14 protein-coding genes are annotated in these 21,761 nt (G+C 69.3%); all 14 read left to right on the forward strand.

Annotated features, from left to right (window positions below; all coding sequences use genetic code 11):
- Window positions 1-269 precede the first annotated feature (269 nt).
- The 14 genes from J3U95_RS14365 to J3U95_RS14430 all read left to right on the forward strand — a co-directional run bounded on the left by J3U95_RS14365 (window position 270) and on the right by J3U95_RS14430 (window position 21,643).
- A complete protein-coding gene (locus tag J3U95_RS14365) occupies window positions 270-1,070 on the forward strand; it encodes an ABC transporter permease (RefSeq protein ID WP_307728384.1) in 801 nt (266 codons plus the stop codon).
- Window positions 1,070-2,293, forward strand: coding sequence for an ABC transporter ATP-binding protein (locus tag J3U95_RS14370; RefSeq protein ID WP_208279244.1), 1,224 nt, complete (start codon window positions 1,070-1,072; stop codon window positions 2,291-2,293). The genes J3U95_RS14365 and J3U95_RS14370 overlap by 1 nt, the downstream gene beginning before the upstream one ends.
- Entirely contained in the window at window positions 2,290-3,624 is a 1,335-nt protein-coding gene (locus J3U95_RS14375; protein WP_208279245.1) for an FkbM family methyltransferase, read from the forward strand. The genes J3U95_RS14370 and J3U95_RS14375 overlap by 4 nt, the downstream gene beginning before the upstream one ends.
- A 2-nt stretch (window positions 3,625-3,626) precedes the next feature.
- Window positions 3,627-7,910, forward strand: coding sequence for a glycosyltransferase (locus J3U95_RS14380; RefSeq protein ID WP_208279246.1), 4,284 nt, complete (start codon window positions 3,627-3,629; stop codon window positions 7,908-7,910).
- On the forward strand, window positions 7,907-9,334 hold the full coding sequence (locus J3U95_RS14385) for a UbiA family prenyltransferase (RefSeq protein ID WP_208279247.1): 1,428 nt from the start codon (window positions 7,907-7,909) through the stop codon (window positions 9,332-9,334). Before J3U95_RS14380 ends, J3U95_RS14385 begins: the two co-directional genes overlap by 4 nt.
- A gap of 5 nt (window positions 9,335-9,339) precedes the next feature.
- A complete protein-coding gene (locus J3U95_RS14390) occupies window positions 9,340-11,319 on the forward strand; it encodes a hypothetical protein (RefSeq protein WP_208279248.1) in 1,980 nt (659 codons plus the stop codon).
- On the forward strand, window positions 11,316-12,284 hold the full coding sequence (locus J3U95_RS14395) for a glycosyltransferase family 2 protein (protein WP_208279249.1): 969 nt from the start codon (window positions 11,316-11,318) through the stop codon (window positions 12,282-12,284). Before J3U95_RS14390 ends, J3U95_RS14395 begins: the two co-directional genes overlap by 4 nt.
- Window positions 12,277-12,651 carry a GtrA family protein gene (locus tag J3U95_RS14400; protein ID WP_208279250.1) on the forward strand — a complete coding sequence of 125 codons (375 nt, stop codon included), beginning with the start codon at window positions 12,277-12,279 and terminating at the stop codon, window positions 12,649-12,651. Before J3U95_RS14395 ends, J3U95_RS14400 begins: the two co-directional genes overlap by 8 nt.
- On the forward strand, window positions 12,651-13,505 hold the full coding sequence (locus J3U95_RS14405) for a GNAT family N-acetyltransferase (RefSeq protein WP_208279251.1): 855 nt from the start codon (window positions 12,651-12,653) through the stop codon (window positions 13,503-13,505). The genes J3U95_RS14400 and J3U95_RS14405 overlap by 1 nt, the downstream gene beginning before the upstream one ends.
- Entirely contained in the window at window positions 13,495-14,271 is a 777-nt protein-coding gene (locus tag J3U95_RS14410; protein ID WP_208279252.1) for a PIG-L deacetylase family protein, read from the forward strand. Before J3U95_RS14405 ends, J3U95_RS14410 begins: the two co-directional genes overlap by 11 nt.
- Complete coding sequence (locus J3U95_RS14415) at window positions 14,268-16,394, forward strand: DUF7024 domain-containing protein (protein WP_208279253.1); 2,127 nt, start codon at window positions 14,268-14,270, stop codon at window positions 16,392-16,394. The genes J3U95_RS14410 and J3U95_RS14415 overlap by 4 nt, the downstream gene beginning before the upstream one ends.
- Window positions 16,391-18,451, forward strand: coding sequence for a DUF7024 domain-containing protein (locus tag J3U95_RS14420; protein WP_208279254.1), 2,061 nt, complete (start codon window positions 16,391-16,393; stop codon window positions 18,449-18,451). The genes J3U95_RS14415 and J3U95_RS14420 overlap by 4 nt, the downstream gene beginning before the upstream one ends.
- A gap of 123 nt (window positions 18,452-18,574) precedes the next feature.
- A complete protein-coding gene (locus J3U95_RS14425) occupies window positions 18,575-20,284 on the forward strand; it encodes a response regulator (protein ID WP_208279255.1) in 1,710 nt (569 codons plus the stop codon).
- Between the two features lie 21 nt (window positions 20,285-20,305).
- Window positions 20,306-21,643, forward strand: a complete 1,338-nt coding sequence (locus tag J3U95_RS14430; RefSeq protein ID WP_208279256.1) for a sensor histidine kinase — start codon at window positions 20,306-20,308, stop codon at window positions 21,641-21,643.
- The last annotated feature ends 118 nt before the right edge of the window (window positions 21,644-21,761 follow it).

Here is a 21,761-nt window from a genome sequence, read left to right on the forward strand (position 1 = left end):
GACGGTATTGGCGACGCAAAAGAATTAGGTTCCCGCCTACGCGGGAACGACGGTTTGGCGCTAACAAATGAACAACTCAGAGGCAACGGCTTCACCGTTTCGGCCTGCCTCACGCCTGTCCCCAGACGTCAGTATTCACTGACAGGTCGTTACAATTGAACAATTTGTGTGCTGGACCGTGGAGTATAATTCCGCTGTTAACGACCCAGCATTACTATGACGACAACCCTCCCGCCACACTTCCTGGCGCCCTCCGACGCGACCGCACGATGATCTCGCCCCTGATGCTGCGTGGCCTGTGGGCCTACCGCGGTTTCGTGCTGGGCAGCGTGAAACGCGAATTCCAGTCGAAATACGCGAATGCGATCCTGGGCGCCGTCTGGTCGGTGCTCAGTCCGCTCGCCATGATCCTGGTGTACACCGTGATCTTCTCCGAAGTCATGCGCACCAAGCTGCCCGGCGCCGACTCCGGTTTCGCCTACTCGATCTACCTGTGCGCGGGCATCCTGACCTGGGGCCTGTTCGCCGAGATCGTCGCGCGCGGCCAGAACATGTTTATCGAGCAAGCCAACCTGATCAAGAAGATCAGCTTCCCGCGCATTTGCCTGCCCTTGATCGTGGTCCTCAACGCGCTGGTCAATTTCGGTATCATCTTCGGCTTGTTCCTGGTGTTCCTGATTGCCACCGGCAACTTTCCTGGCCTGATGTTCTTCTCCCTGCTGCCGGTGCTGCTGGTGCAGGTGCTGCTGGCGATCGGCCTGGCCATGATCGCCGGCGTGCTCAATGTCTTCTTCCGCGACGTCGGCCAGTTCGTGACGATCGCGATGCAGTTCTGGTTCTGGCTGACCCCGATCGTCTATCCGGCCACCATCCTTCCGCCCGAGGTGCGCGAGCTGATGGCGTGGAATCCGATGGCGCCGCTGATCGGCGCCTACCAGGCGGTGCTGGTGCACGGCGCGGCGCCCGACTGGGCCGCGATCTGGCCGGTGGCGCTGCTGGCCCTGCTGCTGTGCGTGTTCGGCATGCGCCTGTTCCGCAAGCGCGCCGGCGAAATGGTGGATGAACTCTGATGGGCACGATTACCGTTTCAGGCCTGGGCAAGGCCTATAAAACCTATCCGACGCGCCTGTCGCGGCTGGCGGAATGGATGCTGCCGCTGCGCGGTCCGCGCCACACGCTCAAGTGGGTGCTGCGCGACGTCAGCTTCCAGGTCGCGCCCGGCGAAGCCGTCGGCCTGATCGGCATCAACGGCGCGGGAAAAAGCACCCTGCTCAAGCTGATCACCGGCACCACGCAACCGACCACCGGCGGCGTCGCCATGCAAGGCAGCGTGGCCGCCCTGCTCGAACTGGGCATGGGCTTCCATCCCGACTTCACCGGCCGCCAGAACGCCTATATGGCGGGCCAGCTGCTGGGCATGACGGCCGACGAGATCACCGCGCTGATGCCGCAGATCGAAGCCTTCGCCGACATCGGCGACTACATGGACCAGCCGGTGCGCGTGTATTCGAGCGGGATGCAGATGCGCGTCGCGTTCTCGGTCGCCACCGCGCGCCGGCCCGACATCCTGATCGTCGACGAAGCGCTGTCGGTGGGCGACGCCTATTTCCAGCACAAGAGCTTCGATCGCATCCGCCAGTTCCGCAAGGAGGGCACCACCTTGCTGCTGGTCTCGCACGACAAGCAGGCGATCCAGTCGGTATGCGACCGCGCCATCCTGCTCGACGGCGGGCGCCTGGCGCGCGAGGGCAAGCCCGAGGAAATCATGGATTACTACAACGCCATGATCGCCGAGCGCGAGAACGAGACCGTGCGCCTGCAGGAAGCGGCCGGCGGCAAGGTGCAGACCGTGTCCGGCACTGGCGAAGCCACCGTGGCCGACATCGCCCTGCTCGACGAGAGCGGCGCGCGGGTCGAGGTGGTCGACGTCGGCAGCCCGGTCACGCTCGAGGTCAGGGTGCGCGCCCATGCGCCGATCCCGCGCATGGTGCTCGGCTATATGATCAAGGACCGCCTCGGCCAGCCGATGTACGGCACCAATACCCACCTCAAGGAACTGCCGCTGTCCGACGTCGGCGCCGGCGAGGACGTGATCTACCGCTTCGCCTTCCCGATGAACCTGGGCCCCGGCACCTATTCGGTCGCGACCGCGATCGTCAGCACCGAGACCCACCTGGTCAACAACTACGAATGGCGCGACCTGGCGCTGGTGTTCACCGTGATGAACATGCGCCGGCCCCATTTCGAAGGCTCGGCCTGGCTCGATCCGGCCATCGACATCCAACGCACATGACTTTCGTTTCCTATTCCCAGAACAGCGAGGACGTGCTCCTGTGGCGCGCGCTGGGCCACGTCAAGGACGGCTTCTACATCGACGTCGGCGCCAACGACCCGGTCGAACACTCGGTCACCAAGGCTTTCTACGACGCCGGCTGGCGCGGCATCAGCATCGAGCCGCTGCCTTCCTTCCACCAGGCCTTCGAAGAGCAGCGCCCGCGCGACGTCAACCTGGCGATCGCGGCCGGCGCCACTGACGGTGAACTGACCCTGTACGACGTGCCGGCGGTGCGCGGCTGGGCTTCGCCCGACGAATCCGTGGCCGAGCTGCACCGCAGCGAAGGCCATGTGGTGGCCGAACTCAAGGTGCCGGTGCGCACCCTGGCCGCGATCTGCGCCGAGCACGTGCAGGGCGACATCCACTTCCTGAAGATCGACGTCGAAGGCTTCGAGGGCGAAGTGCTGCGCGGGATGGATTTCAAGCGCTGGCGCCCGTGGGTGCTGGTGATCGAGGCCACCCTGCCCAACAGCCGCGCCACCAACCACGAGACCTGGGAACACCTGGTCACCAGCCAGGGCTATGACTATGCCTGGTTCGATGGCCTGAACCGCTACTACGTGGCCGCCGAACGCCCCGAGCTGCTGGCCTTGCTGGACATCCAGCCGAACGTGTTCGACGACTACATCACCCACCACCTGGACAGCGCCTGGAAACAGATCGACGCGCTGCGCGCGCAGTCCGACCAGGGCTGGGTGCGCGCTGCCGAACTCGAACGCCAGGTGCTCGATTACCAGGAGCGCGCCGAATTCGACGCCCGCACGGCGGCCGAACTGGCGCAGCGCAGCGAACGCCTGCGCCAGGAACTGGCCACGGTGCGCCAGGAACTGCGCGCCAGCGAAGCCCAGCTGCAGCAGGTCGAACTGCAGGCCCAGACCCTCACCGCCCAGCTGCACGAGACTGCGGCCTGGGGCAAGGACCTGGAACAGCGCCTGCTGGCCACCCTCTCCAGCACCTCGTGGCGCATCACCGCGCCGATGCGCTTCATCGCGCGTCGCGGCCCGGACGGCCCGGTCGGACTTGCCAAGCGCAAGGCGCGCGGCGCCGCCCGCCGTCTGCTCCGCTGGCTGACCTCGCGCGAAGCGCTGCGCCGCACGGTGCTGCCGCTGGTGATGCGCTCGCCGCGCCTGCAGGCGCTGCTGTCGCGGCTGCTCACCGCCGCCAAGCAGGCCACCCAGGAGCACGCCGCCCATGGCCCGGCCGTGCCGCACGCGCAGCGTGAATTGCCGCAATCGGCGCGCGACGCCCTCGAGCAGCTGCGCCGCGCCTACGAACCGAACAAAGAATGACCATGCGCCTGATCATCGACTTCCATGCCCCGCAGGCCGGGCCCGCCCAGGATACGGCCATGCTGCGCAGCCTGGCCCTGGCCCTGCTCGACGCACGCGCGCAGTCGCAGAAGTGGGACATCCACGTGGCCGTGAGCGGCCGTTATCCGACCGACGTCGACGTGCTGCGCCACGCCTTCGACGGCCTGCTGCCCGAGGGGCGCTTCCACGTCTACGCCCAGCCGAACGGCGACGACGCCTGGCGCCGCCACGGCGCGCACGCGCTGCGCGCCGGTTTCCTGGCCTCGCTTTCTCCCGACCTGGTGCTGTCCATGTGGCAGCCGGATGCCGACCCGGCCTGGGCCGCCTACTGGACGACGGGCGTGCCGCAGGTGCTGGGCGCGGCCGACCTGGCGGGCGTGCTGGCCGCCCCGCGCGCGCAGCAAGACCTGCTGCGCGGCGCCGCGCTGGTGCTGGCCCTTGACCCCGATGCGGCGCTGACGCTGGACGCCGTGCTGACGCCGGCGCCGGTGCTGGCGGTCGACGACGTGCAGGCCATCTGGCATGCGCTGGAAAAGGCGGCGCTGAAGTCCGCACCTGCCGCCGCACCAACAGCGAAACCCAGCCTGGCGCTGGTCTCGCCGCTGCCGCCCGAGCATTCGGGCATCGCCGACTACAGCGCCGAACTGGTCCTCGAACTCGAGAAACGCTATGCGGTCGAACTGGTGCTCACGCCGGGCGTCACGCCGGACGCCGCGCTGGCGCGCTTCCCGCAGCGCGACGTCGATCACTTCATGCGCCATGGCGCCGGCTACGACCGCGTGCTCTACCACTTCGGCAACTCGAACGCGCACAAGCACATGTTCGCGCTGCTGCGCCGCCATCCGGGCGCCGTGGTGCTGCACGACTTCTTCCTGAGCGGTGTGCTCGACAATATGGAACGCGACGGCGACGTGCCCGAGGCTTTCCTGCAGGCGCTGTACGCCTCCCACGGCCACAGCGGACTGCATTACCACCGCGAACACGGCCGCAATCCGTCGATCTGGCAATTCCCGTGCAATAAAGAGGTGCTGGACCGCGCCGCCGGCATCATCGTCCACGGCGACTTTTCGCGCCGCCTGGCCGAGCAGTGGTACGGGCCGGGCGCCGCCGACGGCTGGCGCACCATCCCGCTGCTGCGCGGCCAGGTCGCGCACGACGCCGACCCGGCCGCCGCCCGCGCCGCAGCGCGCGCCCGCCTGGGCCTGGGCGCGGACGACTACGTCGTCAGCAGCTTTGGCATGCTCGGCTCGACCAAGCTCAATCAGCGCCTGTTGGATGCGTACCTGGCGTCGCCGCTGGCGGCCGATCCGCGCTGCCGCCTGGTGTTCGTCGGCGCCAACGATCCCGGCCCCTACGGCATCGAGCTGCTGCGCGCGATCGCCGAACGCGGCGCGGGCGCGCGCATCGACATCACCGGCTTCGTCAGCGCCGCCGCCTACCAGGACTGGCTGGCGGCCAGCGATTGCGCGGTGCAGCTGCGCACCCAGACCCGCGGCGAGACCTCGGCCTCGGTGCTCGACTGCCTGATGCACGGCCTGCCGTCCATCGTCAACGCCCACGGCGGCGCGGCCGACCTGCCGCCGGACGCCTTGTGCATGCTGCCCGACCTGTTCGAGGATGCCGAGCTGACGGCGGCGCTGGCCGACCTGCACGCCACGGCGGCGCGGCGCACCGCGCTGGCCCAGGCCGGCCGCGCCCACATCGCGCGCCATCACGCACCGAACGCCGTCGGCGCGCTGTACGTGGAGGCGATCGAAGCCTTCGCGCAAGAGAGCGCCCCCGCGCGCCGGCAACAGCTGATCGCCGCGCTCAGCGCGCCCGGCACGCCGCGCCCGCCGGGCGAGGCCGCGCTGGTCGAGCTTGCCTCCATGATCGCCGCCAACGCCCTGCCGACGGCGCCGCGCCAGCTGCTGGTCGACATCTCGGCGCTGGTCCAGGCCGACCACAAGACCGGCATCCAGCGCGTGGTGCGCAGCATCGTGCTGGCCCTGGTGCAGGAACCGCCGCCTGGCTACCGCATCGAGCCGGTGTACAGCGAAGGCGGCAACCGCAGCTACCGCTATGCGCGCGCCTTCACCGCGTCCATGCTCGGCACGCCGCCGCTGGCGCTCGAGGACGCGCCGATCGAGGCGCGTCCCGGCGACGTGTTCCTGGGCCTGGACCTGGCCACCAATATGACCACCCAGAACCAGCCGCAGTTGCTGGCGCTGCGCCGTCGCGGCGTGGCCGTCTGGTTCACCGTGTACGACCTGCTGCCGCTGCTGCGGCCGGACTGCTTCCCCTTCGGCGCCGAAAAATACTACGGCGACTTCATCGACACCATCTCGCTGGTGTCGGACGGCATCGTGACCATTTCGCGCGCGGTGGCCGACGAGCTGGCCGAGTGGCTGGCCCAGCGTCCGAACCGGCGCCTTTCTCCGCTCAAGCTGTCGCACTTCCACCTGGGCGCCGACATCGACGCCAGCGCGCCGAGCCGCGGCCTGCCCGACAACGCGGCCCAGGCCATGGAAGCGCTGCGCCGCGCGCCGACCATCCTGATGGTGGGCACGCTCGAGCCGCGCAAGGGCCAGGCCCAGGCGCTGGCGGCCTGCGAGCTGCTGTGGGCGCGCGGGATCGAGGTCAACCTCGTCATCGTCGGCAAGAACGGCTGGCTGGTCGACGCCCTGGCCGAGCGCCTGCAGGCGCACCCGGAGCGCGAACGGCGCCTGTTCTGGTTCAATGGCGTCTCGGACGAGATGCTGGTGCAGCTCTACGAGCACAGCTCGGCGCTGCTGGCGGCGTCCGAAGGCGAAGGCTTCGGCCTGCCGCTGATCGAGGCCGCCCAGAAGGGCTTGCCGATCATCGCGCGCGGCATCCCCGTATTCCGCGAAGTGGCCGGCGAACACGCATATTACTTCGAGGGCGGCAAGCCGGAAGACCTGGCCGCCGCCATCGAGGCCTGGCTGGCGTTGCATGCGGCCGGCAACGCGCCGCCGTCGTCCGGCATGCCGTGGCTGACCTGGCGCCAGAGCGCCGGGCAACTGATGGAAGCCGTGGTTGGCGGGCGCCATCACGCCAGGCTGGCCGCCGAAGACATGGCCCCGCAGCTGCTGGTGGACGTCTCGGCCATGGTGCGCGAAGACCTGCGCACCGGCATCCAGCGCGTGGTGCGCGCCCAGCTGCTCGAGCTGCTGCGCGCCCAGGGCCGCCATGTGCAGGTGCTGCCGGTGTACCTGAGCGACGAGGGCGGCGCCTGGCACTACCGCTACGCGCGACGCTACCTGCATGATCTGATGGGCACCGTCGGCGACGGCGTGCACGACGATGAGGTGACGGTTGCCGCCGGCGACGTGTTCTACAGCCCCGACGTGTTCCCGCGCGCGGTGATCGAAGCGGCGCGCCACGGCCTGTATGCGCGCTGGCGCGCGGCCGGCGTGCGCGTGCACTTCATGGTGCACGACATCCTGCCGGTGCTGCGTCCCGAGTTCTTCCCGCCCGGCGCCGAGCGCGAGTTCGGCGACTGGCTGCGCGCCATCGGCGCCGCGGCCGACGGCCTGGTATGCATCAGCGCCGCCGTGGCCGACGAGACCCGCGACTGGCTGGCGGCCAATGCGCCCCAGGCCGCGCCGGGCGACTACCTGGTGCTGCACCACGGCGCCGACATCAGCGCCTCGCAACCGACCACCGGTCTGCCGGACGGCGCCGAGGCGCTGCTGGCCGACCTGCAGGCCGCCTCCACCTTCGTGATGGTCGGCACCATCGAGCCGCGCAAGGGCCACCTGCAAGCCCTCGACGCCTTCGAGCGCCTGTGGGCCCAGGGCCTGGACCTGCGCCTGGTGATCGTCGGCGCCGAAGGCTGGAAGGGCTTGCCCGACGGCGCGCGCCGCACCATCCCGCAACTGGTGGCGCGCCTGCGCGCTCACCCCGAGCTGGGCCGCCGCCTGCACTGGCTGCAGGGCATCAGCGACGAATACCTGGACCGCGTGTACGCGGCCAGCACCTGCCTGCTGTTCGCCAGCGAGGGCGAAGGCTTCGGCCTGCCGCTGATCGAGGCGGCGCGCCATGGCGTGCCGCTGCTGGCGCGCGACCTGCCTGTGTTCCGCGAGGTGGCCGGCGAACATGCCCACTACTTCAGCGGCGCCGACGGCGCGGCGCTTAGCGCCGCCGTGCAGGACTGGCTGCGCCTGAACGCCGCCGGCCAGGCGCCGCGCCCCGACGGCATCGCCGGCCGCACCTGGGCCGACAACGCTGCCGAACTGATGACGAACCTGTTCGCCAAACCATGAACGCTACCGATCTCTCCTCCCGCCCCCTGGTGGTCGACCTCGACGGCACCCTGATCCATTCCGACCTGCTGTGGGAAGCGATCGTGCTGTTCCTCAAGCAGAACATCCTGCGCGCCTGGCTGCTGCCGCTGTGGCTCCTGCGCGGCAAGGCCGGCTTCAAGGAACAGCTGGCGCGCGAGGTCGAGCTCGACCCGGCCGCCCTGCCCTATGACCAGAAGGTGCTGGAACTGATACGCGCCGAGCGCGCGCGCGGGCGCACCGTGGTGCTGGCCACCGGCTCGCAGCGCATCTTCGCCGAGCGCATCGCGGCCCACCTGGGCCTGTTCGACCTGGTGCTGGCCACCGGCGACGGCGTCAACCTGACCTCGCACAACAAGGCGCGCCGCCTGGCCGAGCTGTATGGCAGCAAGGGCTACGACTATATCGGCAACTCGCGCGCCGACCTGGCGGTGTGGCTCGACTGCGCCGATCCGTATTCGGTGCACTGCAAGCCGTTCCGCCTGGCAGACGGCCGCAGCACCGTGCATTCGGGCAGCGTGCGCGGCGGCGCGGCCATGGCCCTGCTCAAGGCGATGCGCCCGCGCCAGTGGCTCAAGAACCTGCTGGTGTTCGTGCCGATGCTGGCCGGGCATGAACTCGACCTGTGGACCTTCGAGGCCTCGCTGGTGGCCTTCCTGGCGTTCTCGCTGTGCGCCTCCAGCGCCTACCTGCTCAACGACGCGCTCGACGCCCAGGACGACCGCGTGCATCCGACCAAGCACCGCCGTCCGATCGCCTCCGGCGCGCTGCCGCTGCCGCTGGCGCTCGGCATGAGCCCCCTGCTGGCGCTGGCCGCGCTGGCGCTGTCCGCCAGCTACAGCGCGTTGCTGCTGGTGGTGGTGACCTTGTACTTCATCAGCACGGTGACTTATTCGGTCTACCTCAAGCGCCTGCTGATGGTCGACATCGTCACGCTCGCCATCCTGTACAGCCTGCGCATCCTGGGCGGCAGCGCCACCACCGCGATCGCACCCTCGTTCTGGCTGCTGGCGTTCTCGTTCTTCATCTTCCTCAGCCTGGCCCTGCTCAAGCGCCACAGCGAACTGTTCAACCTGCACCGCGAGGGCAAGGAAAAGACGCGCGGGCGCGGCTACACCACGGCCGACAAGGGACCGATCGGCATCATGGGCATCAACGCCGCCTTCGTGTCGGTGCTGATCTTCATGCTCTACTTTAATTCGGGCAACGTGCTCGACCTGTACGCCAGCCCCGGCTGGCTGGCCGGCATCCTGCCGCTGCTGGTGTTCTGGCTGGGCCGCCTGTGGGTGCTGGCCTACCGCGGCGAAGTCAACGAAGACCCGGTGCTGTACGTCAGCAAGGACAAGGTCAGCCTGATCGTCGTGGCGCTGTGCCTGGCCCTGGCCGTGCTGGCCGCCTATCCTTGAGCATCATGCGCGCCGCGAACCCCGCTTCCTTCTCCGCACATGCCAATGCGCACGCCGCCTGGCGCTTCCCGCTGCTGCTGGCCGTGGTGCTGGTGGCCATGCTGGCCGTGTTCAAGCCGCGCTTCGGCGGCGACGTGGTCGAGTACACGCTGGCCACCGTGGCCCTGGCCGAGCGCGGCACGCCGGACGTGCGCCTGGAAGACATCGCGCGCGTGCGCGCCCTGGTCCCGGGCCTGCTCGACGAACCCCTGAACCGCATCGAGAGCGGGCTGCGCGCCGGCGACGAAAAGCTGTACGCCGCCTTCGTGCGCGGCCGCGGCGGCGACGTCTATCCGGTCCATTTCTTCGGCTACTCGCTGCTGGCGGCGCCGGCCTTCAAGCTGTTCGAGGCCATCGGCGTGCCGCCGTTCAAGGCCTACCAGGCGGTCAACCTGGCCGTCATCTTCGTGCTCGGCCTGGCGCTGCGCCGCTTCTTCGGTTCGGACCGCAAGGCCTGGGCCGGCCTGGCGCTGTTCATGGTGTGCGGCGGCGCCCTGTACTGGAACTGGACCAGCCCCGAATGCGTGAGCGCGGCCGGCCTGCTGGCGGCGCTGCTGCTGTTCTGCAGCGGCGCACCGGTAAGCGGCGCGGTGCTGGCCGGCCTGGCGGGCCAGCAAAACCCGACCATCGTGTTCTTCTTCGCCTTCGCCCCCCTGCTGCGCATGACGCTCGACTGGCAGCCGGCGCTCGGCGCCATGGGCAACCTGCGCCGCCAGCTCACGCTGCGCACCGTCGTGGCGCTGGCCGCCGGCGCGCTCATGATCGGGCTGCCGCCGCTGTTCAACCTGGTCCAGTTCGGCACCCCGAACATCATCGCCCGCCTGTATTCCGACCCGGAACACATCGGCACGGTGCGCCTGCTGTCCTTCTTCTTCGACCTGAACCAGGGCATGATCGTCGGCGTGCCGGCGCTGCTGGCCGGCCTGCTGCTGTGGCTCCCGCGCGCCGGATCGCGCTGGCGCGCTGCCCTGGGCCTGGCCCTGCTGTTCACGCTGGCGCTGGCGCTGCCGGCCCTGGCCATCAACAACTGGAACTCGGACGCCACCGGCGTGATGCGCTACGCGTTCTGGGCCGCGATGCCGCTGCTGTTCGTGCTGCTGGTGCTGCTGCGCGATCTGCCGCGCTGGCCGCGCAAGCTGGTGCTGGGCGTGGCCCTGTGCCAGGCGCTGGCGATGGCGCATGCGGCCAGCTACCACTACGTCACCTTCAGCCCGCTGGCGCGCGCAGTCCTGAAGGTCGCGCCACAGTACTACCACCCCGAACCCGAGATATTCGCCGAGCGCGCCGGCCACCACGACGACTACATCCGTCCCGACCTGGTCTACGCCTATCGCGAAGGCGCCGTGGTCAAGACCCTGGTCAACGACGCCAACCCGCGCGCCGAAGAGGAACTGTGCGGGCGCGACATGGTGTTCTCCCCCGACCTGCCGGTGACGCGCAGCTCGCGCGGCTGGCGCTACCTCGACGGCGAATTGCGCTGCGTGCACGGCGGCTTCGCCCAGCGCGACTTCGAGATCGACGCGTTCCGCGCCGGCGATGCCCTGCGGCTGGAGTCGGGCTGGAGCGGGCTGGAAGAGAACGGTCCGTTCTGGAGCGGCGTGTGGTCGACCGGCGATCGCTCGCGCATCGTGCTGCGCATCGACGGGGCGCCGGCCGAGAGCCTGCTCATGACCGGCAACTACCACGCGCCGAACCGCGAGACCCGGGTGACCGTCAATGGCCACGACCTGGGCTGGCATGCGCTCGACCGCGAAGGACCGCTGGCGCTGCCGCCGGCCGCCCGCGCGCGCGAACTCGTGATCGAACTCGAGCACGCCGCGCCGAACTCCCCGGGCGCCAGCGACGGCCGCCTGCTCGCCTTCTTCCTGCGCCAGGCGAGCGTGCGCCAGCCGGTGGCGCCGCAAGCAGGTCAACAAGCAGAACAACAAGTGAAGACACAACCATGATCGCCGTCGTCATCCCCAGCTATCGCGTGACGCGCCACATCCTCGGCGTGGTCGCCGGCGTCGGGCCGGAAGTCACGCGCATCTACGTGGTCGACGATAAATGCCCGGACGCCAGCGGCGCCTACGTGCGCGAGCATTGCCGCGACCCGCGCGTGACCGTGCTCGAACACGCCGAGAACCAGGGCGTGGGCGGCGCCGTGATGACCGGCTACCGCGCCGCGATCGCCGACGGCGCGACGGTGATCGTCAAGATCGACGGCGACGGCCAGATGGACGCGTCGCTGATCCCGATGTTCGTGGCGCCGATCCTGGCCGGCGAAGCCGACTACACCAAGGGCAACCGTTTCTTCAACCTGGAGCGCCTGGGCGCCATGCCGCCGGTGCGCCTGTTCGGCAACGCCATGCTGTCGTTCATGACCAAGCTCTCGTCGGGCTACTGGGACCTGTTCGATCCGACCAACGGCTATACCGCGATCCACGCCGACGCCGCGCGTTACCTGCCCTTCGACAAGATCAGCAAGCGCTACTTCTTCGAGAGCGACATGCTGTTCCGCCTGAACACCCTGGGCGCGGTGGCGGTCGACGTGCCGATGGACGCCGTCTATGGCGACGAGGTCAGCAACCTCAAGGTGTCGAAGGTGATCACCGAGTTCGCGGCCAAGAACGTGCGCAACTTCTTCAAGCGCCTGTTCTACAACTACTACCTGCGCAACCTGTCGGTGGCCTCGATCGAGCTGCCGGCCGGCGTGCTGCTCACCGCCTTCGGCGCCGTGTATGGCGTGAGCCACTGGATCGCCTCGGCGCGCAGCGACGTCGAGACCCCGGCCGGCACCGTGATGCTGGCGGCGCTGCCGGTGATCATGGGCGTGCAGCTGATCCTGGCCTTCCTGAACTACGACATCGCGTCGGTGCCGCGCCGCGTGCTGCACAAGAAGACGCTGTTCCGGCGCCGCTTCGATGATTGAGCCGGCACGCCTGCGCCAGTTCGGCGTCTTCCTGGTCGGCGGCCTCCTGTGCGCCGGGGTCGACATCGGCCTGATGCAGCTCCTGATCGGCAGCGGCGCCCACCATACGGCCGCCGCCAGCGCCGGCTTCGTGGCCGGCCTGCTGGTCAACTACGCCTTTCACAGCCGCGTGACCTTCGAGCAGGCGGCCTCGAAAAGCAGCTTCGCCCGCTACCTGTGCGTGGTAGGCTTGAACTACGTCCTGACCATCGCCTGCGTCGCGCTGGCGGTGTCCCTTGCCGATAACCCGCTGGCCGGGAAGATCCTGTCGCTGCCGCTGGTGGCGGTGAACGGATACCTGCTCAGCCGCTACTGGATCTTCAAGTGATGCGCATCGCTCCCGTTCAGCACGACCCGGCCACCCTCGCCCTGTACGGCGCCCTGTTCGACGCCTGCTTCCCCGGCGCCGGCAAGTTCACGCCCGCCTACCTGACCTGGCTGTACGCGGCCAATCCCGACGGCCCGGCGGTCGGCATGGACGCCTGGGACGGCGAACGCCTGGCGGCCCACTACGTGTGCATCCCGGCGCGCGCCTGGGTCGAGGGCCGCGAGGTGCCGGTGCTGCTGTCGCTGAACACCGCGACCCATCCCGACTACCAGGGCAAGGGCCTGTTCACCAGACTGGCCGCCGCCACGTTCGAGGCCGGCGCCGCCGCCGGCTTCGACGGCGTGTACGGCGTGGCCAACGCCAACAGCACTCCCGGCTTCGTGCGCAAGCTGGGCTTCCAGCTGGTGCGCCCGCTGGAAGCGCGCGTCGGCCTGGGCAAGCTGGCCCACGGCCCCAAGGCGCCGGCCGCGCAGCTGTCGTTCGAGCGCAGCTGGAGCCCGCAGGCGCTGGCCTGGCGCTGCGCCAATCCGCACAACCCGGTGGCGCGCCGCGCCGGCGGCGGGCGCGAGCAGTTCTACGCCGCCGCCTTCGGCCTCAAGTTGCCGGCGTATGCCGAGCTGCCCGCGAGCGCGGGGGCCGACGTCGATGCCGGCAAACCCGCCCCGCTGTCGCCGCTGCGCCTGTACCTGGGCCTGGCGCCGGACGCGAGCAGCAGCTACTGGAACTACCCGAGCATCCCGCGGCGTCTGCGTCCGTCGCCGCTGAACCTGATCTACCGTTCCTTCGTCCCGCGCGTGAGCGCGCTCGACCCGAGCCGGCTCCAGTTCAGTTTCCTCGACTTCGATGCCTATTGAACCCGTCGCCCTGTTCCTGTTCGCCCACCAGGACGACGAGTTCGGGGTGTACGAACGCATCGCCAGCCTGCGCCGCCAGGGCCGGCGCGTGGCCTGCGCCTATCTCACCGACGGCCAGACCGCCAGCGCCAGCGCGGCCACCCGCAACGCCGAATCGCTGGCGGTGCTGGCGCGGCTCGGCGTCGACGCGCACGAGGTGCGCTTCGCCGGCGCCGAACTGGGGATCGGCGACGCCCGGCTGCCGCTGCACCTGGAGGCCGCGGCCGACTGGATCGGCGCCTGGCTGGACGGTTTCTTCCCGATCGAATCGATCCACGTGACCGCCTGGGAAGGCGGCCACCACGACCACGACGCCCTGCACGCCCTGACGGTGCAGCTGGCGGCCCAGCGCGGCCTGCTGGAGCGCACCTGGCAGTTCACGCTGTACCAGGCCAATGGCCTGCCCGGGCCGCTGTTCCGCGTGTTCGCGCCGCTGCCCGAGAACGGCCCGGTGTCACGCCTGCCGATCGCCTGGGGCGCGCGCCTGCGCCACCTGCGCCACTGCCTGTCGTATCCGTCGCAGCGCACCACCTGGATCGGGCTGTTCCCCTTCGTCGCCCTGCACTACCTGGTGCACGGCGCCGAGGGCTTGCAGCCGGTGTCGCTGGCGCGGCTCGAACAGCGCCCGCACACCGGTCCGCTCTACTACGAAAAGCGCAAGTTCTTCACGTGGCAGCGCATGCAGGCCGCCCTCGCCGCCTGGCGCTCCGCATCTCCGTCCCCATGAGCGACACGCCCGCCACGACGCCTTCCGCCCGGCCGGCACTGGACCGCCATGCCGGCGCGCTGCTGGCGCTGGCGCTGTGCATCCTGTTCGCCTGGCTGCTGCAGCGCAGCCTCGGCCTGTACCCGGGGATCTTCGCCGACGAGTGGTACTACAGCAAGATGGCGCGCCTGATGCCGCTGGGCGAAGCGATCGTGCCGTCCTACCTGTACCTGTGGCTGTTCGGCTTCACCAGCAGTTGCGGAACCGGCTTCCTCGACTGCGTCCGCATCGGCAACGCGCTGCTGCTGGTTGGCGCCGCCCCCTTCCTGTACCTGATCGCCTGCCGCGTCATGCGCCCCGCGCTGGCGGCCGTCGTCAGCCTGATGTGCCTGCTCGCGCCGTTCAACCTGTTCAGCGCGATGTTCATGCCCGAGACCGCCTATTACTTCGGCTTCGCGGTATTGAGCTGGCTGCTGCTGACGCGCGTGCACTGGCATCCGGCCGCGCTGGCGGCCGGCGCCGGCCTGGTGCTGGGGATGATGAGCCTGGTGAAAGTGCATGCGCTGTTCCTGCTGCCGGCCGTGTCCCTGTTCCTGCTCGGCGCCGGCTGGCTGCAGGCGCCAGGCACGCGCTGGTTGCGCGATGGCCTGGCCGGCGCGCTGCTGGCCGTCGGCGCCGCGTTCGCGGTCAAGCTGGGACTCGGCTACCTGCTGGCCGGCGAGCCCGCGCTCGGCATCCTCGGCAGCTTCTACGGACACACCGCCAGCGCCAACGCCGGCAAGTCGCTGGCGACGCTGGCGTCGGCCGCCTTCATCAACGGCCGCGGCCACCTGATGGCGCTGGCGCTGCTGCTGCCGCTGCCGATGGCGATCCTGCTGCTGCTCGCGATCGGCCGCCGCACCCGCCAGGCGCTGCCGCCCGCGCTCGCCCGCCTGGCCCTGTACGCGCTCCTGACGCTGGGGGCGAGCGCCGGCGTCACCGTGATGTTCACCGCCTCGCTGGCGGGCATCACGCCGCTCGAAGTGCTGCGGCTGCACCTGCGCTACTACAGCTTCACCTTCCCGCTGCTGTTCATCCTGGCCGCGGCCGCCATCGATGCGCACGCGGCGCTGGGCAGCGAGCGGCGCCTGCGGCTGCTGGCCGCGCTGCTGGTGGGCAGCGCCGTCGTCGCCGCGAAATTCATGCTGCCGCTGTACGTCATCACCGACATCGACGCGCCTGAACTGGCGGCCATCGGCGTCGCCCATTGGACCGGCTGGGCCATCGTCGCGCTCGACCTGCTGGTGCTCGGCGCCTGGGCCGCCGGCAGCCGCCTGGCGGCGCCGCTGTTCCTGTTCCTGGCGCTGCCGGCGATGCTGGCGCTGGGCATCCACGCCACCTCGCACTACTTCGACCGGCTGCGCGCCGGCTGGCCGGCGGACCGCGGCGGCATCGCCGCGCGCGACCACGTGCCGCGCGACGAGCGCAAGCTGATCACGGTGGTGTCCGACAGCGTGATGGACGTGATGCGCGCCCAGCTCCACATCGACGACAAGGATACCGGGATGCTGGTGCTGGATGACGGCGCCCCCATCGAACCCTACCACCTGCCCGCGCGCCGGCGCTGGCTGCTGGCGATGGGCGAGCACACCCTGCCCGACGGCCTGGCGCCGGTGCTGACAGGCGATGGATACAGGCTGTTCAGGCTGGCGGAAGGTTTCCGGCCAGTCGCCAGCGCCCGCCTGTCCGACGGCATCGGCCCGGGCAAGCTGGTGGAGCGCGCCGAAGGGCTGTCCAAGCCCGAACCGTGGGGCCGCTGGTCGGACACCAGGCAGGTGGTCCTGCACTTCGACCGGCCGCTGCCCAAACGGCTGGTCGTGCTGCTGACCGGCCTGGCCTACGCCGACAACACCACCCTCCCGTTCACGATGCGGGTAGGCGACGCACAATCCAGCTTCCGCCTGGGCGGCAGCGAGCAGGAGGTGACGCTGCGTTTCGAGACCGACGGCGCGCAGCGCAGCCTGGCGATCGAGGTGCCGCGCCCCACCGCGCCGAGTTCGCTCGGCCAATGGGCGGACGACCGCCCCCTCGGCATCGGCATCGCCGAGATCGCGATCGGCGCCGCCCCCGACGACACGACGACATCCCTTCATCCCGAACCATGACTTTTCCTACTCCCGACCTTCGGCATCCGCGCATGCGCATCGCCTTCGGCCTGCTGCTGGCCTTGGCCGTCGCCTGGCTGGCCTGGCGCAACTTCGGCCTGCATCCGGTGATCTTCGCCGACGAGTGGTACTACAGCAAGATGGCGCGCCTGACGCCGCTGGCCGAGGCCATCGTGCCTTCTTATCTCTATCTATGGCTGTTCGGCGCCACCAATGCCTGCGGCGACGGCTTCCTCGACTGCGCGCGCGGCATCAACCTGCTCTTCTATACGGCCGCCGCGCCTTTCCTGTACCTGACCGCACGCCGCTTCACGGGCCCTGGGTGGGCCGCCGCCATCGCCCTGCTGTCCATGCTGGCGCCACTGAATCTGTACACGATGTTCTTCATGCCGGAGGCGGTCTATTACTTCGGCTTCTGCGTCCTGAGCTGGGTCATGCTGGCGCATGCCGACCGCCCGCTGCCCTTGCTGGCAATGGCCGGTGGGGCGGTGCTCGGCGCGATGAGCCTGGTCAAGGTGCACGCGCTGTTCCTGTTGCCTTCCCTGTGCCTGTATCTGGTATATGCCAGCTGGCATGCGGGCGGCGCATGGCTGTGGCGCGGCCTGGGCGCGGCAGGCATCGCCGCTGCGCTGGCGCTCGGCGTCAAGTTTGCGCTCGGCTTCGTGCTGGCGGGCGACGCCGGCCTGAGTCTTCTCGGACCGTTCTATGGCAATGCCGCCGGCGGTGGCAGCCTGGTCGACCGCCTGGTGCAGCTGCTCGGCCCCGCCTGGATCAGCGCCCGCGGCCACCTGATGGCGCTTGCGGTGCTGCTCGGGCTGCCGCTCGCGGCGCTGCTGCACGGCTTGTGCAGCAGCGCCCTGCGCGCGCGCGGCACGCCCGTGAATCCGCTGCTGGTATACGTGCTGCTGATGCTGGGCGCCGCCGCCGGGATGACGGCCGTGTATGCGGGCACCGTGGCCTATGCCGGCAATAACGAAGGCCTGCGCCTGCATCTGCGCTACTACAGCTTCACCTTCCCGCTGCTGTGGATCGTGGCGGCAGCGGCCGCCCACGACCGCGAGAATCGTTTGCCGTGGCTGCGCTGGCTCGTTGCGGCGCTGGTGGCGGCGGTGTTGGGCATCGCCTGGTACAAGTTGCCGACCTATGTCATCTACCTGGTGGATGGTCCGGACATCGCTTCCGTCAATCCCTTGCTGCGCAGCGGCCAGGCGATCTATGCCTTGCAACTGCTATTGCTGCTGCTCTGGGCTGTGGGACGCTGGAATGCGCCGCGGCTATTCCTGCTGACCGTGCTGCCCCTGTCCCTGCTGGTGGCGCAGCAGAGCATTGCCCTGTTCCAGGCCGAATACCGGCCAACCACCGTCGGCGACCGGGCTGGATTGCTCGCGCGCAACACCGTGCCGGCGGCCGAACGCGGCCAGATCACCGTGGTGTGCGTCGACCCGCAGCAACTGATGCGGGCGCAATTCCACATCGACCATCCCGATTCGCGCCAGATGCAGATGGATGGGCATTTCCCGATCGAACCCTACCAGATGCCGCTCGACCAGAAATGGTTGCTGGTGATCGGCAATCACCCACTGCCGGCGAACGCGAACGTCGTGCACCGCGAGCCCGATTTCGCCCTGGTTCGCCTGCCCGATCCGGCGCCGGTACTGGCCCGCATCGCATTATCCATGCCACCCGATCCGGCGATCGTCAGCGAGGTCACGGGCCTGTCCGGGATCGAGCCGTGGGGCCGCTGGTCGGACGGGAAGACCGTCACCCTGCAGTTTGCCCAGCCACTGCCGCGCCATGTCGGCATCATGCTGCGGGCGCGCGCCTTCGACGTCAACGCGACGCTGCCGTTCAGGATGGAAGTCGGCGGCGCCAGCCAGGAATTCAGAGTGGGCAATGGGGTGCAGACAGTTGCTCTCCATTTCGATACCGATGGCAACACCCGCACGCTCACCATTGTCGTGCCACGCCCCGTCTCCCCCGTTCCGCCGGGACAGGGTGGCGATACGCGCCATCTCGGCATCGGCATCGAGGAACTCGTCCTGACCGGCGCGCACTGAGGCTGCCCGGTCACTTGTGTGGGCGCTCGCACAGAGCGCGGCGGATGCGGGCGCTAGAGTCGAATCAGACAGGCTGGCATCCGCCCCGCTGCCAGACCGGCCGCCAACTCCCAAGGACACTTCATGGTACTCGGACCGCCGAAGGACGATTCACTCAAGAAAGAGCTCGACGTGCAGGGCGGCGGCCAGAGCCGCGGCGTGCCGGCGGACGGCGAGGTCGAAGGCAATGCCGTCAATCCGATGGGCCCGGTCGAGGACAATCCCGGCGTCCACCACTGGCAGTCGGGCTATATCGAGCACGGCGGACTGGACGAACGCGGCAACATCTTCTTCGCCGCGGTCGAGATGACCCGCATGCCGATGCTGATCACCGATCCGCGCCAGGACGACAATCCGATCGTGTTCGCCAACGGCGCCTTCGTCGACCTGACCGGCTATGCCGAAGAAGATATCCTGGGCCGTAACTGCCGCTTCCTGCAGGGACCCGACACCGACCGCGCCACCGTGGCCGAGCTGCACCGCGCGGTCGAGGAACAGCGCGCGGTGGCGGTGGACATCGTGAACTACAAGGCCGACGGAACGCCGTTCTGGAACGCCCTGTTCTTCGGACCCATCTTCGACCAGGAAGGCCAGCTGCTGTACTTCTTCGCTTCGCAGATGGACATCACCGAGCGCCGCAACAACCAGGAATCGCATCTGCAGGCGCAGAAGATGGAAGCCATCGGCCAGCTCTCGGCCGGCATGGCCCACGATTTCAACAACCTGCTGCAAGTTATCAACGGCAACCTCGAAGTCGCCCTGCTGGGCGCCGGTCCCCAGCACAAGGCGGCCGAACCGATCCGGCGCGCCCAGCGCGCCACCATGCAGGCCGCCAAGCTGACCCAGCAGCTGCTGACCTTTGCGCGCAAGCAGCGCCTGGAGCCGAAGCGCCTGAGCCTGAACAGCCTGGTGGTCGAGTTTTCCGACATGCTGGTGCGCACCCTGGGCGACAAGGTCGACCTGCGGCTCGACCTCAAGCCCGGCCTGCCGTCCTGCACGGTCGACCCGACCTATCTCGAGATGGCGCTGCTCAACGTTGTGCTCAATGCGCGCGACGCGATGCCGGGCGGCGGCGCGGTCACGGTCGGCACCGCCGTGCTGGGCGAGGAACGTCGCCGCCTGCTGGCTCTCCCCCCGGGCGAGTACGTCTGCATCTGCGTGCAGGACGAGGGCGAGGGCATGACGCCCGAGGTCAAGCGCCGCGCCACCGAACCCTTCTTCACCACCAAGGGGCCGGGCACCGGCCTGGGCCTGGCGATGGTGCACGGCTTCGTGCAGCAGTCGCACGGCAAGCTCGACATCGTCAGCGAGCCGGGACGCGGCACCCAGGTACGGATGGTGTTCCGGGTCGCCGAGCAGGCCGCCAGCGACGACGCCTCCCTGGCCGAACGGCGCGGCGGCACGCCGGAAGAACCGCGGCAGCGGCGCTGCCGCATCCTGGTGGTCGAGGACAACGACGACGTGCGCGAACTGGCCGAGAGCATGCTCGAAATGGCCGGCTACGACGTGCTGTCGGCCCCCAGCGGCGAGCGCGCACTCGGCCTGCTGGAAAGCGGCGAGCAGGCCGACCTGCTGTTCACCGACGTGATCATGCCGGGCGGGATGAACGGACTGGAACTGATCGAGCGCGTGCACGCCAAGCGCCCCGGCCTGCCGGTGCTGGTCACCACCGGCTATATGGACGAACTGCCCGGCCGCGGCAAGCCCAGCGGCACGCTCGACGTGCTGTCCAAGCCCTACCAGCACCAGGACTTGCTGGACCGGGTCGGGGCGGCGCTCAAGCGGACCGCCTGAATCGCTGAATGGAAGATCGTGATGGCCTTCATCGCCGGCACGCTGCTCAGCGTCATGCTGGTGGTGCTGGTCGCGGCCTTCGTCCTGCAGACCAATGTGCTGGCCCGGACCGACCTGTCGGACATGGCACATGATCTATCGGCCAAGGTCCACGTCGGGCGCGACGGCAGGCTGCGCCTGGGAACCGAGGACCACCACGCCATCAAGTGGGCCTTTGACAGCCTGGGGCGCGAAGTCGCCTACCGCGTCGTCGACCGCACCGGCAATGCGGCCCTGCTGTCCGAGGCGGGCCCGCGCTTCTGGCCCGCCGGCGTGCTGCCTGCCGGCGCGGGGCGCACCCGCTTCGAGTTTACCCGCGATAACGTGACCTTCTTCGGCGCCAGCGAACCGCTCGCGCTCGAAGGGCGCCATGGCCTCTACCTGCAGGTGGCCGCCAGCAGCCGCATGATGCACCTGCTGCACCGGGTCGCCCTGCCGCTGGTGGCATGGGGCATCGCCCTGTTCACCCTGGTGCTGCTGCTCGCCTTCGGCCTGTGCACCTGGATCACGCTGCGCTACACCCTGAAGCCGCTGCAGGACGTGTCGGCGTCGGCGGCCGGCATCTCGCTGCGCTCGATGCATGCACGCCTGCGCACCGACGCGGTGCCACGCGAGATCGCGCCGCTGGTCGACAGCTTCAACCGGGTTCTCGAGCGCCTGGAGCAGGCCTACCGGGCGCAGCAGGAATTCCTGGGCAATGCCGCGCACGAACTCAAGACGCCGCTGGCGATGACCCGGGCCCAGGTGGAGCTGGGCGTGGACAGCGAGGCCGACCGCGCCGCGCTGTTGAAGGACGTCGCCTACATGTCGCGCCAGGTGCAGCAGTTGCTGCTGCTGGCCGAAGCCAGCGAGGCGACCAACTACGCGTTCGGCACGGTCAGGGTAAGAGAAGTGGCCGACGAGGCGATCGGCTACCTGCGGCGCATGGCCGAGGCGGCCGGCGTGAAGCTGGCGGTGTCCAGCACGGACGATGGGCTGACGTGGCAGGCCGACCGGGGCGCGCTGTTCACGCTGTTGAAAAACCTGCTGGAGAATGCGATCGAGCACGCGCCGGCCGGTTCCACCGTCAGCGTGGAGATCGCCCGCGACAGCCTGTCGGTGCGCGACCATGGGCCGGGCGTCGAGGCGGCGCAGCTGGCGCTGCTGTTCGACCGCTTCTGGCGCGGGCCGCACCGGCGCGATCTTGGGGCGGGATTGGGGCTGTCGATCTGCCAGGAGGTGGCGCGGGCCCATGGCTGGCGGCTTGCGGCGGAACGTGCCGAGCCAGGATTGCGATTCACATTGTCAGCCCAAACACGTCGTTACTGCCACTGGCAGTAACGACTCCCCGCGCAGGCGGGGACCCAAGTTAATCAGCGCAGCCACTAAAGTTCGCATCAGTGGTTTGCATGAGACTTGGGTCCCCGCCTGTGCGGGGACGACGTTTACAAGCTGGCGG

Source organism: Massilia oculi, from assembly GCF_017582745.1.
Taxonomy (GTDB): Bacteria; Pseudomonadota; Gammaproteobacteria; order Burkholderiales; family Burkholderiaceae_D; genus Telluria; species Telluria oculi_A.

Coding starts and splice junctions, on each gene's coding strand:
- J3U95_RS14365 (WP_307728384.1), top strand. CDS start 270: ATGATCTCGCCCCTGATGCTGCGTGGCCTGTGGGCCTACCGCGGTTTC.
- J3U95_RS14370 (WP_208279244.1), top strand. CDS start 1,070: ATGGGCACGATTACCGTTTCAGGCCTGGGCAAGGCCTATAAAACCTAT.
- J3U95_RS14375 (WP_208279245.1), top strand. CDS start 2,290: ATGACTTTCGTTTCCTATTCCCAGAACAGCGAGGACGTGCTCCTGTGG.
- J3U95_RS14380 (WP_208279246.1), top strand. CDS start 3,627: ATGCGCCTGATCATCGACTTCCATGCCCCGCAGGCCGGGCCCGCCCAG.
- J3U95_RS14385 (WP_208279247.1), top strand. CDS start 7,907: ATGAACGCTACCGATCTCTCCTCCCGCCCCCTGGTGGTCGACCTCGAC.
- J3U95_RS14390 (WP_208279248.1), top strand. CDS start 9,340: ATGCGCGCCGCGAACCCCGCTTCCTTCTCCGCACATGCCAATGCGCAC.
- J3U95_RS14395 (WP_208279249.1), top strand. CDS start 11,316: ATGATCGCCGTCGTCATCCCCAGCTATCGCGTGACGCGCCACATCCTC.
- J3U95_RS14400 (WP_208279250.1), top strand. CDS start 12,277: ATGATTGAGCCGGCACGCCTGCGCCAGTTCGGCGTCTTCCTGGTCGGC.
- J3U95_RS14405 (WP_208279251.1), top strand. CDS start 12,651: ATGCGCATCGCTCCCGTTCAGCACGACCCGGCCACCCTCGCCCTGTAC.
- J3U95_RS14410 (WP_208279252.1), top strand. CDS start 13,495: ATGCCTATTGAACCCGTCGCCCTGTTCCTGTTCGCCCACCAGGACGAC.
- J3U95_RS14415 (WP_208279253.1), top strand. CDS start 14,268: ATGAGCGACACGCCCGCCACGACGCCTTCCGCCCGGCCGGCACTGGAC.
- J3U95_RS14420 (WP_208279254.1), top strand. CDS start 16,391: ATGACTTTTCCTACTCCCGACCTTCGGCATCCGCGCATGCGCATCGCC.
- J3U95_RS14425 (WP_208279255.1), top strand. CDS start 18,575: ATGGTACTCGGACCGCCGAAGGACGATTCACTCAAGAAAGAGCTCGAC.
- J3U95_RS14430 (WP_208279256.1), top strand. CDS start 20,306: ATGGCCTTCATCGCCGGCACGCTGCTCAGCGTCATGCTGGTGGTGCTG.